Annotated in this window: 13 protein-coding genes; 5 read left to right on the forward strand and 8 right to left on the reverse strand. The window is 68.0% G+C overall.

The window, feature by feature from the left end; all coding sequences use genetic code 11:
* The first annotated feature begins 15 nt into the window (after positions 1–15).
* Positions 16–897, forward strand: a complete 882-nt coding sequence (locus tag GVL12_RS07795) for a LysR substrate-binding domain-containing protein (RefSeq protein WP_159912570.1) — start codon at positions 16–18, stop codon at positions 895–897.
* A 21-nt stretch (positions 898–918) separates the two neighbouring features.
* Here the strand turns inward: GVL12_RS07795 and GVL12_RS07800 are convergent, their stop codons facing one another.
* The 6 genes from GVL12_RS07800 to GVL12_RS07825 all read right to left on the reverse strand — a co-directional run bounded on the left by GVL12_RS07800 (position 919) and on the right by GVL12_RS07825 (position 8,249).
* Positions 919–2,361 (reverse strand): NAD-dependent succinate-semialdehyde dehydrogenase, encoded by a 1,443-nt coding sequence (locus GVL12_RS07800; RefSeq protein ID WP_159912572.1) that lies wholly within the window; start codon positions 2,359–2,361, stop codon positions 919–921.
* Between the two features lie 108 nt (positions 2,362–2,469).
* Positions 2,470–3,180, reverse strand: a complete 711-nt coding sequence (locus GVL12_RS07805; RefSeq protein WP_159912574.1) for a ribonuclease activity regulator RraA — start codon at positions 3,178–3,180, stop codon at positions 2,470–2,472.
* A gap of 13 nt (positions 3,181–3,193) precedes the next feature.
* Positions 3,194–4,921, reverse strand: a complete 1,728-nt coding sequence (gene araD / locus GVL12_RS07810) for an L-arabinonate dehydratase (RefSeq protein ID WP_159912576.1) — start codon at positions 4,919–4,921, stop codon at positions 3,194–3,196.
* 72 nt (positions 4,922–4,993) lie between these two features.
* Positions 4,994–6,418 carry an FAD-binding oxidoreductase gene (locus GVL12_RS07815; protein ID WP_159912578.1) on the reverse strand — a complete coding sequence of 475 codons (1,425 nt, stop codon included), beginning with the start codon at positions 6,416–6,418 and terminating at the stop codon, positions 4,994–4,996.
* Positions 6,419–6,432: 14 nt separating this feature from the next.
* Positions 6,433–7,266, reverse strand: coding sequence for an HpcH/HpaI aldolase/citrate lyase family protein (locus tag GVL12_RS07820; RefSeq protein WP_159912580.1), 834 nt, complete (start codon positions 7,264–7,266; stop codon positions 6,433–6,435).
* On the reverse strand, positions 7,263–8,249 hold the full coding sequence (locus GVL12_RS07825; RefSeq protein WP_159912582.1) for a tripartite tricarboxylate transporter substrate binding protein: 987 nt from the start codon (positions 8,247–8,249) through the stop codon (positions 7,263–7,265). Before GVL12_RS07825 ends, GVL12_RS07820 begins: the two co-directional genes overlap by 4 nt.
* Before the next feature lie 140 nt (positions 8,250–8,389).
* Here GVL12_RS07825 and GVL12_RS07830 point away from each other — a divergent pair, with 140 nt between their 5' ends.
* From GVL12_RS07830 to GVL12_RS07845, 4 genes are all read left to right on the forward strand, one after another.
* Positions 8,390–9,436: a LacI family DNA-binding transcriptional regulator gene (locus GVL12_RS07830; RefSeq protein ID WP_159912584.1), complete on the forward strand. Its 1,047-nt coding sequence runs from the start codon at positions 8,390–8,392 to the stop codon at positions 9,434–9,436.
* 173 nt (positions 9,437–9,609) lie between these two features.
* Positions 9,610–10,404, forward strand: a complete 795-nt coding sequence (locus tag GVL12_RS07835; protein ID WP_159912586.1) for a class II aldolase/adducin family protein — start codon at positions 9,610–9,612, stop codon at positions 10,402–10,404.
* Positions 10,405–10,507: 103 nt separating this feature from the next.
* Entirely contained in the window at positions 10,508–11,518 is a 1,011-nt protein-coding gene (locus tag GVL12_RS07840) for a tripartite tricarboxylate transporter substrate binding protein (protein ID WP_159912588.1), read from the forward strand.
* Positions 11,519–11,531: 13 nt separating this feature from the next.
* Positions 11,532–12,521, forward strand: coding sequence for a D-2-hydroxyacid dehydrogenase (locus GVL12_RS07845; protein ID WP_159912590.1), 990 nt, complete (start codon positions 11,532–11,534; stop codon positions 12,519–12,521).
* A 65-nt stretch (positions 12,522–12,586) separates the two neighbouring features.
* Here GVL12_RS07845 and GVL12_RS07850 read toward each other — a convergent pair whose 3' ends face one another.
* Both GVL12_RS07850 and GVL12_RS07855 read right to left on the reverse strand, forming a co-directional pair.
* Positions 12,587–13,513: a LysR family transcriptional regulator gene (locus tag GVL12_RS07850; RefSeq protein WP_159912592.1), complete on the reverse strand. Its 927-nt coding sequence runs from the start codon at positions 13,511–13,513 to the stop codon at positions 12,587–12,589.
* A gap of 28 nt (positions 13,514–13,541) precedes the next feature.
* Complete coding sequence (locus tag GVL12_RS07855) at positions 13,542–14,501, reverse strand: LysR family transcriptional regulator (protein ID WP_159912594.1); 960 nt, start codon at positions 14,499–14,501, stop codon at positions 13,542–13,544.
* Positions 14,502–14,524 lie beyond the last annotated feature (23 nt).

Below are 14,524 nucleotides of genomic sequence, written 5' to 3' on the forward strand. Positions count from 1 at the left end.
AGATGGAACCTATAGATGTCGACCGCCCGCTACCGCGCCTTTGTCGCCGTTGCCCACCAGGGCAGCCTCAGCGCCGCAGCCCGCGCATTGAAGCTGAGCCAGCCCACGGTGTCCGCCCAGATCAGCGCGCTGGAACAACACAGCCCCGTGGAGCTGTTCCACCGGCGCGGCTACCGCATGAGCCTGTCGAGCGCGGGCGAACAATTGCTGCCGATCGCGCAGAAAATCCTCGCGCTTGAAGCCGAGGCCGACTTCTTCCTGCGCGACTCGGGCCAGCTCAACCAGGGCCGGCTGCACCTGGGCGCGGTCGGCCCGTTCCATGTGATTGAAATGGTCGCCGCGCACCGGCTGCGGCGCCCGGGCATCGAGGTGTCGATACGCATGGGGAATTCGAAGCAGGTGCTCGCGGACCTGGAGCAATACACCACCGACATCGGCGTGCTCGCGGGCAGCCACGACAACCCGGCGCTCGAATGCGTGCTGTATGCGCGCCACCCCATCATCCTCTTCGCCCACCGCGACCACCCGCTCGCGCGCCACGCGAGCGTGCGCGTGGAGCAGTTGCAGGGAATGGAATTGCTGCGCCGCGAAGCCGGCTCCACGACCCAGGCGACGATGGACGCCACGCTGCAAGGCGCAGGCGTGCGCACGCGCTGCTCGCTGGAAGTCGGCAGCCGCGAAGCCTTGCGCGAGGCCGTCGCGCGCGGGCTGGGCGTGGGCGCGGTGTCGGAAGCCGAGTTCATTGCCGACCCGCGCTTTGTGCCGATCCGCATTGACGGCGACCCGGCCACCACCAGCACCTATCTCTACTATGCGCGCGAGCGCCGCCGCAGCCTGCTGATCCAGTCGTTTCTGCAGGCGCAGCGCATTGCGCCGCGCGAAACGCCGCCGGCCTGAACGGCGCGGCGGCTGCGGCTTTTAGATGCCGACGACGGACACCGCCTTGGTGTTGAGATAGGCTTCCAGTGCTTCCGGGCCGCCTTCCGTGCCATAGCCCGAGTCCTTGATGCCGCCGAAAGGCAGCTCGGCCGAAGGCGTTGCGGGCTGGTTGATCCACAGCATGCCGGTCTCGACACGGCTGGACAGCAGTTGCACGTTCTTGAACGAGCGCGTGAACGCATAGGCTGCCAGGCCGTAAGGCAGGCGGTTGGCTTCAGCAATCGCTTCCTCGAGGCGGTCGAAGGCGCGAATGCCGGCGATGGGGCCGAACGGCTCCTGGTTGAACAGGTCGGCGTCGGTCTCCAGGTTCGCGATCAGCGTGGGCGCAAAGAAGTTGCCGGTCTCGCCCACGCGTTCGCCGCCGGTGAGGATCTCGGCGCCGCGCTGGCGCGCATCGGCCACGACCTGCTGCATCGCGGTCACGCGGCGTGGGTTGGCCAATGGGCCCAGGCTCGTGCCTTCGGCCAGGCCGTCACCGAGCTTGAGCGACTGCGCATATTGCACAAAGGCCTGGTTGAACTCGCCAACCAGGCTGCTGTGCACCAGAAAGCGCGTGGGAGAGATGCAGACCTGGCCCGCATTGCGGAACTTGGCCGCGCCCGCGGCCTTGACGGCCAGCGCCACATCGGCGTCTTCCGCAATGATCACGGGGGCATGGCCGCCCAGCTCCATGGTCGCGCGCTTCATGTGCTGGCCCGCGAGCGCGGCCAGCTGCTTGCCCACGACCGTGGAGCCGGTGAAGGTCACCTTGCGGATCACCGGGTGGGCGATCACGTAGCTGGAGATTTCAGCCGGGTCGCCGAACACCAGGCCCACGACACCGGCCGGAATGCCGGCGTCTACAAAGCAGCGCAGCAGCGCGGCCGGCGAAGCCGGGGTTTCCTCGGGCGCCTTGCACAGGAAGGAGCAGCCCGTGGCCAGCGCCGCGCCAATCTTGCGCACGATCTGGTTGACCGGGAAGTTCCAGGGCGTGAAGGCCGCGACGGGTCCGACAGGCTCCTTGATCACCATCTGCTGCGCGGCGACATTGCGGCCCGGCACAATGCGGCCGTAGACGCGCCGGCCTTCGTCGGCGAACCAGTCGATGATGTCGGCACCGGCGTTGATTTCCACGCGGGCTTCGGCCAGGGGCTTGCCGTTTTCCTGCGTCAGCACGCTGGCGATCTCTTCGACGCGTTCGCGCAGCAACGCAGCGGCGCGGCGCATGACGGCCGCGCGCTCGTAGACCGAGGTATCGCGCCAGACTTCAAAGCCTTTTTGCGCCGCGGCCAGCGCAAGGTCCAGGTCGGCAATGCCCGCATGGGCAACAGTGCCAATGACCTGGCCCGTGGCCGGGTTGCGCACGTCAATGTGCTTGCCGCTGGCGGCATCGACCCAGTTGTTGGCAATCAGCAACTGGACATTGGGGTAGGAAACGCTCATAAGGGATCTTCTTTCCATCATTCTGACGACCGGAAGCCGGTCACGGGTCGAAACGCAGGGGCGCCATGGGCGCGTGCTGCGGGCGGCACCGTAGATAGTGACATGAAATCAGCGCCCGCAAGCCTTTCGCCATGCCGCGAAGTCATGGTGGTTATGCACATCGGTCGCCGGGTACAGGCCCAGGATGGAGTGCCCCTGCATCACCCGCTCCTGCACGAAGTCCTCGAACACCGTCATTTCCACGGCTTCGGCCGCGACTTCATCGGCCAGATGCGCGGGAATGACGATCACCCCTTCGGCATCGCCGACCACCACGTCGCCCGGAAACACCGGTGCATCGCCGCAGCCTATGGGGCCGTTGATCTCTATGGCCTCGTGCAAGGTGAGGTTGGTCGGCGCGCTCGGGCGGCAGTGGTAGGCGGGCATGCGGTACTGCGCAATCTCGGGGCTGTCGCGAAAGCCGCCATCGGTGACCACGCCGGCCACGCCGCGCTGCATCAGCCGCGCCAGCAGGATGCCGCCGGCCGAGGCCGCGCGCGCGTCCTTGCGGCTGTCCATCACCAGCACCGCGCCCGGCGGGCACTGCTCCACGGCCTGACGCTGCGGGTGCTCGCGGTTCTGGAACACGCTGAGCATATTGCGGTCTTCGCGCGCCGGCATGTAGCGCAGCGTGAAGGCTTCGCCCACCATGTTGGGCAGGCCGGGGTTGAGCGGCCGCACGTCCTGGATGAACTGGTTGCGCAGGCCGCGCTTGAACAGTGCGGTGCACAGCGTGGCGGTGCTCACATGCATCAGCAGTTCACGGGTTTCGGGTGTCATGGGTGGTCTCGCTTCAGAATATGTCGGGTTCAGGCACGGCCTTGCCGAAGCTGGTTTCAAGAAAGTCGAAGTCGCAGCCTTCGTTGGCCTGCAGGATATGCTGGCCGAACAGCCAGCCGTAGCCGCGCTCGTGGCGCGCGGGCGGCGCAGTCCACGCGGCCTTGCGCCGCGCCAGTTCCTCGTCGCTGATCTCGAGATGGATGCTGCGCGCGGGCACGTCCACGGTGATGCGGTCGCCGCTGCGCACCAGCGCCAGCGGGCCGCCGACGGCCGATTCGGGCGAGCAGTGCAGCAGGCAGCCGCCGTAGCTCGTGCCGCTCATGCGCGCGTCGGACAGGCGCAGCATGTCCTTGACGCCCTGTTTGAGCAGCTTGGTGGGAATCGGCAGCATGCCCCACTCGGGCATGCCCGCGCCGCGCGGGCCGGCGTTGCGCAGCACCAGGATATCGTCGCCCGTCACGTCGAGGTCCGGGTCGTCGACGGCCTTCTTGAGACTGGGGTAGTCGTCGAACACCAGCGCGCGGCCGGTGTGCTGCAGCAGGTGCGGCGCGCAGGCGCTGGGCTTGATGACCACGCCGCCGGGCGCGAGGTTGCCGCGCAGCACGGCCAGCGCGCCTTCGGCGTAGATCGGCTTGTCCAGCGGCCGGATCACGTCGTCATGGTAGACCTCGGCGCCGGCGATGTTCTCGCCCAGCGTGCGGCCGTTCACGGTGAGCGCCTCGGTCTGGAGGTGGCCGCGTATGCGTTCTAGCAGCGCGCGCAGGCCGCCGGCGTAGAAGAAGTCCTCCATCAGGTAGGCATCGCCGCTGGGGCGGATATTGGCGACCACGGGCACGCGGCGGCTGAAAGCGTCGAAGTCGTCGAGGCTGACCGCATGGCCCGCGCGGCGCGACATGGCGATCAGATGGATGATGGCGTTGGTGCTGCAGCCCATGGCCATGGCGCAGGCAATGCCGTTCTCGAAGTTGGCGCGCGTGAGCATGCGCGCCGGCGTGAGGTCTTCCCAGACCATGTCGACGATGCGCCGGCCGGTGGCGGCGCTCATGCGGATATGGTTGGCGTCGGCCGCGGGAATCGACGAGGCGCCGGGCAGCGACAGGCCCACGGCCTCGGCGATGCCGGTCATCGTCGCCGCCGTGCCCATGGTCATGCAGGTGCCGTGGCTGCGCGCAATGCCGGCCTCCATCTCGTTCCAGGCCTGGTCCGAGAGGCGGCCCGCGCGGCGCTCGTCCCAGTACTTGAACGCGTCCGAGCCCGAGCCCAGCACCTTGCCTTTCCAGTTGCCGCGCAGCATGGGGCCCGCGGGCAGGTAGATGAAGGGCAGGCCCATGCTCAGCGCGCCCATGGTCAGGCCCGGCGTGGTCTTGTCGCAGCCGCCCATGAGCACCGCGCCGTCGACCGGGTGGCTGCGCAGCAGTTCCTCGGTTTCCATCGCCAGGAAGTTGCGGTACATCATGGTCGTGGGCTTGACCATGCTTTCGGACAGGGAGATCGCGGGCAGCTCCAGCGCAAAGCCGCCGGCCTGCAGGATGCCGCGCTTGACGTCCTCGACGCGCTGCTTGAAGTGCGCATGGCACTGGTTGGCGTCGCTCCAGGTATTGATGATGGCGATGACCGGCTTGCCCATCCAGTCCTCATAGCCATAACCCATCTGCAGCACGCGCGAGCGGTGGCCGAAGGAGCGGAAATCATCGGGGGCGAACCAGCGCGCGCTGCGCAGGGACTCAGGGGAACGTTGCATGAAAGACTGTCTTCCGGGTCGGTGCCCGCGCATGGCGCGGGCTGCTTCAAGAAAAAAGGCGGACCGCGCAGCCTAGAGGACCTTGCCGGGGTTCATCAGGCCCTGCGGGTCCAGCGCCTGCTTGATGCGGCGCATCACGGCCAGCTCGGCCACGGTCTTGTACATCGCCATTTCATCGCGCTTGAGCTGGCCTATGCCATGCTCGGCGCTGATGCTGCCGCGCAGCGCGACCACGGCGTCGTGCAGCAACTGGTTGACGGCCTCGGTCTGGTGCTGCCAGGCAGCGGCGTCCATGCCTTTCGGTGCGCTCAGGTTGAAGTGCAGATTGCCGTCGCCCAGATGGCCGTAGACGATGGGCCGCGCGCCGGCAAACGCCTGCGGCAGCTCTACCAGCATCTGCTCGACAAAGGCCGCAATGCGCGAGATCGGCAACGAGACATCGTGCTTGATGTTGCTGCCGTCCATCTGCTGGGCGTGGGTGATGTTCTCGCGCAGCGACCACAGCGTCTGGCCCTGGGCCAGGTTGCCGGCCAGCACCACGTCTTCGAGGCAGCCGCCCTCGAGGCAGGCCATCAGCGCGGTCTGCAGCGCCTCGCGCAGCACTTCGTCGCTGCCGCCGTCGGCCGCTTCCATCAGCACGTACCAAGGCCAGTCGCCCTCCAGCGGCGCGGGCGTTTCGGGAAAATAGTCGCGCACCAGCGCCACGGCCGGCCCGGAGATCAGCTCGAAGGCCGTGAAGCGCTCGCCCAGATGGCCGCGCAGCGCGCCCAGCAGGCGCACGGCCTGGGCAATCGAGGACAGGCCCGCGAAGGCCACGACTTCGGCGCTGGGCGCGGCAAACAGCTTGACCGTGGCGGCGGTGATGATGCCCAGCGTGCCTTCGGCGCCTATGAACAGCTGCTTGAGGTCGTAGCCGGTGTTGTCCTTGCGCAGCCCGCGCAGCAGGTCCAGGCATTCGCCATCGGGCAGCACCACTTCGAGGCCCAGCACCAGTTCGCGCATATTGCCGTAGCGCAGCACCTGCACGCCGCCGGCATTGGTCGCGATATTGCCGCCGATCTGGCACGAGCCTTCGGCACCCAGCGACAGCGGGAACAGCCGGCCCGCTGCGGCCGCCTGCTCCTGCAGGGTCTGCAGTATGCAGCCGGCCTCGACGGTGGCGGTGTTGTTCTCGGCATCGATCTCGCGTATGCGGCTGAGCCGGCCCAGCTGCAATACAGCCTGCAGGCCGCCGGCCATCGGCACCGAGGCGCCGCACAGGCCGGTATTGCCGCCCTGGGGCACCAGCGCCACGCCCGTGCGCGCGGCGAGCCGGACCAGGGCCTGCACTTCGGCCGTGCTACCCGGGCGCAGCACCGCCAGCGCCTGGCCCTCGAACTTGCCGCGCCAGTCATGGGTATAGGCCGATACATCGTCGCCGTTCAGTTCGCTGAGCACATGGGCCGGGCCGATCAGCGTGCGGGCTTCGGCCAGCCAGGAGGAGGTGTCGAAAGTCATGCGTTCGGCCTCGTTCAATAGCTGCTGGCTGCAGCGACGGCGGGGGCCGCCACCTGCGCCGGGCCACGAAAGCGCCGCGCCGTGGCGTCCAGCCCGTCGCGCAGCACCAGCGTGTCGAGCACCACGGCGACGAACTGCGCGCCCAGGTCCAGGCATTCGCGCGCGCGCGCCTCGTCGACCATCAGAATGCCCGGCGCCTTGCCGCAGGCACGGATGCGGCGGATGGCGTCGTCTATCGCCCGGCTGACCTGCGGATGGCGCGTCTGGCCCGGGTAGCCTAGGCTGGCCGACAGGTCCGCGGGGCCGATGAAGATGCCGTCGATGCCGTCCACGGCCGCAATCGCTTCGATCTGCTCGAGCGCCTCGCCAGTTTCCACCTGCACCAGCAGGCACAGTTCGTCGGCGGCGCGGGCCACGTAGTCGGCAGTGCGCCCGAAGTTGGCCGCGCGCGTGGAGCCGCCCATGCCGCGTATGCCGTGGGGCGCGTAGCGGATGGCACGCACCGCGGCCTGGGCTTCCTCGGCATTCTGCACGAATGGCAGCAGCAGGGTCTGCGCGCCTATGTCCAGATAGCGCTTGATCAGCACCGCATCGTTCCACGCGGGGCGCACGACGGCCTGCGTGGGCAGAGCCTGGGGCGCGGGCTGGGCCGCGGCCACGGCCTGCAGTTGCTGCAGCATCAGCGGCACGTCGCTGGGCGTGTGCTCGGTGTCCAGCAGCATCCAGTCGTAGCCGGCACCGGCAATGAGCTCGCAGACATAGGGCGAGGGAATCGTCGACCAGACGCCGATCTGGGCGCGGCCCGCGCGCAGCGCGTGTTTGAAATGGTTGGTAGGCAGCATGTTCATTCGATACGGATGTTTCCGGTCTTCACCACATCGGTCCAGCGCGCGACTTCGGCGGCGATGAAGCTCGCAGCCTGCGCGGGCGTTCCGGGCGTGGGTTCATTGCTCATGGTAGTCATGCGTGCGATCACGTCGGGCTGGGCAAGAATTTCCTGGCATGCCTGGTTGAGCTTTTGCACGATGTCGGCCGGCATGCCCGCCGGGCCCGCGAGGCTGGTCCAGGAATAATTGACGACGCTCGGCTGACCGGCCTCGGCCATCGTAGGCACATCGGGCAGCCCTGCCAGCCGCTTGCTGCCGGCAACGGCCAGGGCCCGCAGCTTGCCGCCCTGCACGAACGGCAGCGCGGAAGTCGCGGGAACGAACAGCAGATCGGCCTGGCTGCCGATCAGGTCGGTCATCGCCGGCATGTCGCCCTTGTAGGGAATGTCATTGAGGGAGGTGTTCGTCGTCTGCTTGAACAACTCCGTCGTCATGTGTCCCGACGAGCCTATGCCGGTCAAGGCCACGTTCAAGGCTCCGGGCCTGGCCTTGGCCAGGGACACGAGTTCGGCGACCGAACCCGCCTTGAGTTCCGGCGAGGCCAGCATCAGCATGGGCACCCGGCTGAGCATCGCAATGTGCGTGAAGTCCTTGCGCGTGTCGTACTTCACGTTCGGATTGACGAGTTGGTTGATCGCATGCGTGCCCGGTCCGCCGATCACCAGCGTGTAGCCGTCGGGCCTGGCGCGCGCCACGGCTTCGGAGGCAAGCGAGCCATTCACACCGGCCCGGTTTTCCACGACCACGGGCTGGCCCAGGCGCTGCGACAGACGCTCGCCGAACAGGCGCCCGAGCACATCCGTTTGCCCGCCTGGAGGAAAGGGAATCACCAGCGTGATGGACTTGGCGGGATAGGCCGGTTGTGCCAGCACGGCCAGCGGGGCTGTCGCCGCGATAAGCAGGCCCGCCAGGGCAATACGTCGGTCAAGCTTGGTTCGGTACATCAAGGTCTCCAGAAATGATTGCGCAATCATTCCTCTTTTCCCCTGCTGTTTCATCGGGACGTTCACCAATAAGAAATCATTCTGAAATGAGTGCGATCATGCTTATCATGACAACGCAATCATTTCAACCATGGAGCAGCATGTCCCACCGTCCTTCGCGCCCTTCCTCCGCCCCCACGCTCAAAGACCTCGCGCGTCTGGCCGGCGTGTCGCCGATCACCGCTTCGCGCGCCCTGCAGCGGCCCGAGCTCGTGGCCGAGGCGACGCGCGCGCGCGTGGCCCAGGCGGTGGAGCAATCGGGCTATGTGCCCAATTCCCTCGCGGGCGGCTTGACCTCGCGCCAGACCCGGCTGGTCGCGGCCATCGTGCCCTCTATGGGGCATTCGCTGTTCTCGGACATGCTCGACGCGCTGGTCACCGGCCTGGCGGCGCAACGCTACGAGACCACGCTGGGCATTTCCCGCTATGACCCCGAGCACGAGGAAACCTGGCTCGCCGCCATGCTCAGCCGCAGGCCCGAAGGCGTGGTGCTGACCGGCACCGAACACACGGCGCGCGCGCGCCGGCTGCTGCTCAACGCCGACATCCCGGTGGTGGAACTCTGGGACTACACGCCCCACCCGCTGGACGTGATCATCGGTTTTTCGCAGGAAGATGCGGGCCGGGCCGCGTTTCGCCATCTGGCCGCATGCGGCTACCAGCGGCCGGCGATCCTGCGCTCCGACGACAGCCGGGCCCTCCGGCGCGCCCTGGGCTTTGTGCGCGCGGCGGCGGAAACCGGGGCGCGCGAGCCCCGGCAGGTGGTGTTCCCCGAAGACAGCCCCCAGGCCGGCCGCGGGCGCGAGGCCTTGCGCGCGCTGCTGGCCCAGGCGCCCGACGTGGATGCGGTCTTTTGCAGCTCGGACGCGCTGGCGCAAGGCGTGCTCGCCCAGGCCCATGCCCTGGGTCTGCAAGTGCCGCAGCAACTGGGCGTGCTGGGCTTTGGCGACCAGGCGCTCGCCGCCGACGCCATTCCGGCGCTGTCCACGGTGAAGGTGGACGGCGCCTATATCGGCCGCCTGGGCGCGACGGCGCTGATTGCGCGCATGCGCGGCGACAGCGTGGAGCCCGCGCAGGATGTGGGCTTTGAAGTGATTGCCAGGGCCAGCACGCGCGCGCCGGCGACGCCGGCCACGCGCCAGAACTGAAGCGCCCCTCTCACGTTGCCGACGGGCGCTGCTCTTCACGCAATGTGAAGAGGGGGTGCAGTTCCCAGACTATCCGCGCGCCCGGTCCCTGCCTACAGTCCTCCCAAGCCATCAGTCCAGTGTTCTGCACTGGCGCTGCATGGCATGCGACGACAAAACTCCAGGAGACCCCGATGACATCCCCCGATTCCCAGCCGCTGAACATTCCCTCGATGCGCGGCCAGTGCTCCGCAGCCGAATGGCAGGCGCGTGTCGACCTGGCGGCCTGCTACCGACTGATCGAGCACTACGGCATGGCCGACATGATGGCCAACCACATTTCCGCGCGGGTTCCCGGTGAGGACGGTGCATTTCTGATCAACGCCTACGGAATGATGTACGAGGAAATCACCGCCTCCAGCCTGATCAAGGTCGACCATGACGGCAACGTGCTGTCCCGGCCCGACTTCGGCGCGCTGAACTACGGCGTCAACAAGGCCGGCTATGTGATCCACAGCGCGGTGCACGCCGCGCGCCCCGAAGTCGACTGCGTGATCCACACCCACAGCTGGGCTTCCATGGCGGTCTCGTCGCTGGCCTGCGGGCTGCTGCCGCTGACGCAGACCGCGATGCGCTTTCTGAAGATCGGCTACCACGACTACCAGGGCGTGGTGCTCAACCTCGAGGAGCAGGCGTCCATCATCCGCGACCTGGGCCAGGGAGAGGCCCTGATCCTTCGCAACCACGGCGCGATGACCGTGGGCCGCTCGGTCGGCGAAGCCTTCAACTGGATGCACAGGCTCGAACTCGCCTGCCGCGCGCAGCTCGCGGCCATGGCCTGCAACACGCCGTTCACCGCCGTCGCGCCCGCCGTGCTCGAGGAAACCTGGAACAACTACCAGCCCGGCACGCGCCGCCCCTACGGCCTCATGGAATGGCCGGCGCTGCTGCGCAAGCTCGACCGCATGGATCCGGGCTACCGGCTCTGACACGCCAGCGCCGCCCAGGCCCGCAGGCTGCCCCGGCAAGCCTGTGAAGCCGCTGCGCGCCCTGGCGCGTGCACAAAAGAATTCACAACAAGGAGACAAGCCCATGAAATTCGCATCCTCTTCCCCCCCAGGCACCCGCCCTCCCCTGCGCACCCTGCGCCGCGCGCTGTGCACCGGCCTGGGCCTGGCACTGGCCCTGCCGTTCGCGGCGCAGGCGCAGACCGCGGCCTATCCCGCCAAGCCGGTCAAGATCATCGTCGCCTTCACTGCGGGCGGCACCACCGACCTGCTGGCGCGCAGCGTGTCGCAAAAGCTCTCGGAAAAACTGGGCCAGTCGTTCGTGATCGAGAACCGCCCGGGCGGCGGCGGCAATATCGGCACGGAATCCGTGGTGCGCGCCGCGCCCGATGGCTACACGCTGATCGTCAACTCGGTGGGGCCGATCTCGGTCAACCAGTCGCTCTACAAGAAGATGACTTACGACCCCTTGAAGGACCTGGTGCCCGTCGTGCAGATCGCCGATGTGCCCAATGTGCTCGTTGTCCACCCTTCGGTGCCGGCCAATACCTTCGACGAATTCCTCGCCTATGCCAAGACGCGGCCGGCCGACTTCAACTACGGCTCGACTGGCGTGGGCACCTCGTCCCACCTGTCGAGCTTCATGCTGATGCAGCAGCTCGACATCGAAGCGCTGCACATTCCCTACAAGGGAGCGAACGCGCTCAACGACCTGCTCGCGGGCCGGCTGCAGTTCATGTTCGCGACCATTCCGTCGGTGGTCTCGCATATCCACGCGGGCAAGCTCAAGGCCCTGGCGGTATCCAGCGCCCAGCCCTCGCGCGCCCTGCCCAAGGTGCCTACGGTGTCCAGCCGCATCGCGGGCTTCGAGGCCGGCTCGTGGTTCGGCTTCTTCGCGCCCAAGGGCACGCCGCAGAGCGTCGTGCAGCTGATCAACAAGGAAGTCAACGCCATCCTGCCCCAGCTCAACGACCAGATGGTGCGCGAAGGCGCCGATCCCGTCGGCGGTTCGCCCGAGCAGTTTGGCCAGATGACCCAGCGCGAGTTCGTCAAGTGGCAGAAGATCGTCAAGGACTCGGGCGCGTCGGTGGATTGATGGAAGACTTCGCATGACGCCTCTTTGCATTCTTGTCTCCGCCGCGGCGCGCGAACGCCATGGCGCGGCGATCGCCCAGGCGCTGGACGGGCGCCCGCATGCGCTCGTCACGCCGGGCGACAGCGCCGCGCTGTCGGCGCAAATCGCCTTTGTCTCGCGCGATGTCACCGGCCTGTCGACCAAGCACGAGATCCATCCAGAGACCCAGCGCTTCTACGACGCGATGGCCGCGGCGCGCGATCTGAAGTGGGTGCAGGTGCACTCGGCCGGCGCGGACCGCGCGATCTACGCGCAGCTGCAGGCCAAGGGGGTCATGCTCACCACGTCGGCAGGCAGCAACGCCGAAGTCGTCGCGCAGACCGCGGTCGCCGGCCTGCTCGCGCTCGGGCGGCGGTTTCCGGAGCTGATCGCGGCCCAGCGGCGTGGCGAATGGTCGCCGCTGATCCACCGCCCGCTGCCCCCCGATATCCACGGCCAGACCGCGACCATCGTCGGCTGGGGCGAGATCGGCCAGGCCATAGGCCGCATCCTGCAGGCGGTGGGCCTGCATATCCAGGTCGTGCGCAGCAGCAACGCGCCCACGGCCCAGGGCCTTGCGTCCTGGGCCTACGAAGACATAGGCCAGGTGCTGCCGCGCAGCGACTGGCTGGTGCTCGCCTGTCCGCTGACGTCCCGCACCCAGCAGCTCATCGACGCCGCGGCATTGCGCGCGCTGCCCCCGGGCGCGGGCGTGATCAATGTCGCGCGCGGCGATGTGCTCGACGAAGCCGCGCTGATCGCCGCGCTCGAAAGCGGGCACCTCGCCGGCGCCTACCTCGATGTCTTTGCCCATGAACCACTTGCGGCCGGCTCGCCGCTATGGGCCATGCCGCAAGTGCTCGCCACGCCGCACAGCGCGGGCTTTTCCGCGGGCAACGCCGAGCGCGTGGTGAAGATCTTTCTGGCCAACCTGCGCCGCTACGCGCAGGGACAGACGCTGGCGCAGTTGGGGCGCGCCGCGTAGGCCGGGCCGCGTAGGTCGAGCCGCGTAGGTCGGGCCGCGCAGGCCGGGCCGCCTGCGCCGCGCGCTCAAGGCTGGTAGAGCTGCGCGCCTTTCCAGCGCCCTTCGCGCACCGTCGCGCGCACGACTTCGGCGATGACCACGCGCGCCGCAAGGCCGGCGGGCGACAGATCCTCGTCGGACAGGCTGGCCAGCAGGTTCTGCCTGGCCATGCCTTCGTCGGCGATCTCCATGTGCAACAGGCCCGCACCGGCATGGCGCGTGGTCGCGGCGCCGGGCTGTATCGAGGCCGCGCCGCCATCCATGACGGCGTCCATCAGCATCGCCAGGCCGTCGACTTCGAGCGCGATGTCGGGAATCACGTTGGCGCGCATGAAGCCCGCGTCCACCAGGGCACGCAGTCCATGCGGCGCGCTGGGCAGCACCAGCGGCACATCGGCCAGCTCGGACAGAAAGACCCGGTCCTTGTGAACCAGGCCCGGCAGCGCCGGCGACGCCACGAGAAAAAGCCTTTCCTCCAGCAGCGGCGAAGTATGCCAATGCCGGTGCGCATCGGCCTTGAAAATGATGCCCAGGTCGATACGCCGCGCATTGAGCATGGCCGCGAGATTGCCCGACAGCGCTTCGACCAGGTGCAGGCGGATATCGGGATAGCGTTCGCGCATGACTTTCTGGAACGGCAGGCCCAGCACCGAGGCCGTGGTCGGCGCGAACCCCACGCTGACCTGGCCCGAAAGCCGCGCGTGCCTGGCAGCCTGCGCGGCGTTGTCGATATTGCGCAGCGCAAGCTGGGCGTGGTGCATGAAGGCCGTGCCGGCCTCGGTGGGAATGACGCCCGCGGGCGAGCGCTGCAGCAGCCGCGTCGACAGCTCGCTTTCGAGGCGGCTCATCTGCTGGCTCAGCGCCGAAGTCACGACGTCGAGCTCGATCGCGGCGCGCCCCATGCTGCCCAGCTCGCAGATCTTGATGAAGTAGCGCAGTTGCCTGATTTCCATGGCGGTAGTCCTTGTGTTGGCGCCGGCTTCAGGCGCGCGGCGGCGGCTTGAGCAGGCCGCTTTCGATATGGCCGGCGACGAGCTGGCTGATCTCGGCGCGCACCCAGCGGTGCAGCTCCGAAGCATCCTGACGCCTGGGCCAGGCCATGCGGAACGTGATCTCGCGCAGCGGCTGCGGCAGCCGGCTCGTGACCAGCGGGAAATACCGGCGGTGCAGCGCCGCGGCGAATGCGGGCATCGTGGTCGCGTAATCGCTTTCCATGAGCACATGCGGGCTGTGGCCAAAGCCCGAGATATAGGCCGCGAACTGCATGCGCCGCTGCGTGCCCTTGAGCGCGCGATCGAAGTTGGTGCGCCGCCCATGCATCTGCGTATAGGCAAACCAGCGCAGGTTCTCGAGGTCGTCGAGCGACAGTTGCTTGCGGCCGGCCAGCGGATGGTGCGGGCCCATCACGGCCACGCGCTCATCGCGAAACAGCGGCTTTTGGCTGAAGCGGCCGGGCACTTCGGCGAACAGGCCGATGGCGATGTCCTGGCGCTCGGCGTCAAGATGGGCGGGATCGAACTCACCATGCACCGGGTGCAGCTTGGGCACCACGCGCGGCGCGCGCTGCGCCAGGCGCTGCAGCAGCGGGCCGGCCAGCAGCAGCTCGAAATGCGCGGCAATGCCGATATCGACCACGCCCTGCGCCTGCGCGGGATCGAAGGACTCGTCGACCGCGAGCGCCTGGCCCAGACTGCGCAGCGCCGGGCGCACGGCCGCGTGCAACGCCAGCGCGCGCTCGGTGGGAACAAAGCGCCCGTGGACCGCGACCAGCAGCGCATCGGCCAGCGCATGGCGCAGCTTGGCCAGATCGCGGCTCACGCCGGGCTGGGTCTTGTGCAAGGCATGCGCGGCCTGGGTCGCGCTGCGCGTGGCCATCAGCGTGTCGAAGGTCAGCAGCAGGTTCAGGTCCAGGCGCCGCAGCGCCGAAATTTCATCGTCCATACCCGAAATGATATGGGCAACTT

The sequence above is a fragment of the Pantoea sp. 18069 genome, assembly GCF_902706035.1.
Classification (GTDB): domain Bacteria; phylum Pseudomonadota; class Gammaproteobacteria; order Burkholderiales; family Burkholderiaceae_C; genus Comamonas.

Coding starts and splice junctions, on each gene's coding strand:
- GVL12_RS07840 (WP_159912588.1), top strand. CDS start 10,508: ATGAAATTCGCATCCTCTTCCCCCCCAGGCACCCGCCCTCCCCTGCGC.
- GVL12_RS07795 (WP_159912570.1), top strand. CDS start 16: ATGTCGACCGCCCGCTACCGCGCCTTTGTCGCCGTTGCCCACCAGGGC.
- GVL12_RS07850 (WP_159912592.1), bottom strand. CDS start 13,513: ATGGAAATCAGGCAACTGCGCTACTTCATCAAGATCTGCGAGCTGGGC.
- GVL12_RS07835 (WP_159912586.1), top strand. CDS start 9,610: ATGACATCCCCCGATTCCCAGCCGCTGAACATTCCCTCGATGCGCGGC.
- GVL12_RS07805 (WP_159912574.1), bottom strand. CDS start 3,180: ATGACACCCGAAACCCGTGAACTGCTGATGCATGTGAGCACCGCCACG.
- GVL12_RS07815 (WP_159912578.1), bottom strand. CDS start 6,418: ATGACTTTCGACACCTCCTCCTGGCTGGCCGAAGCCCGCACGCTGATC.
- GVL12_RS07855 (WP_159912594.1), bottom strand. CDS start 14,501: ATGGACGATGAAATTTCGGCGCTGCGGCGCCTGGACCTGAACCTGCTG.
- GVL12_RS07825 (WP_159912582.1), bottom strand. CDS start 8,249: ATGTACCGAACCAAGCTTGACCGACGTATTGCCCTGGCGGGCCTGCTT.
- araD (WP_159912576.1), bottom strand. CDS start 4,921: ATGCAACGTTCCCCTGAGTCCCTGCGCAGCGCGCGCTGGTTCGCCCCC.
- GVL12_RS07800 (WP_159912572.1), bottom strand. CDS start 2,361: ATGAGCGTTTCCTACCCCAATGTCCAGTTGCTGATTGCCAACAACTGG.
- GVL12_RS07845 (WP_159912590.1), top strand. CDS start 11,532: ATGACGCCTCTTTGCATTCTTGTCTCCGCCGCGGCGCGCGAACGCCAT.
- GVL12_RS07820 (WP_159912580.1), bottom strand. CDS start 7,266: ATGAACATGCTGCCTACCAACCATTTCAAACACGCGCTGCGCGCGGGC.
- GVL12_RS07830 (WP_159912584.1), top strand. CDS start 8,390: ATGTCCCACCGTCCTTCGCGCCCTTCCTCCGCCCCCACGCTCAAAGAC.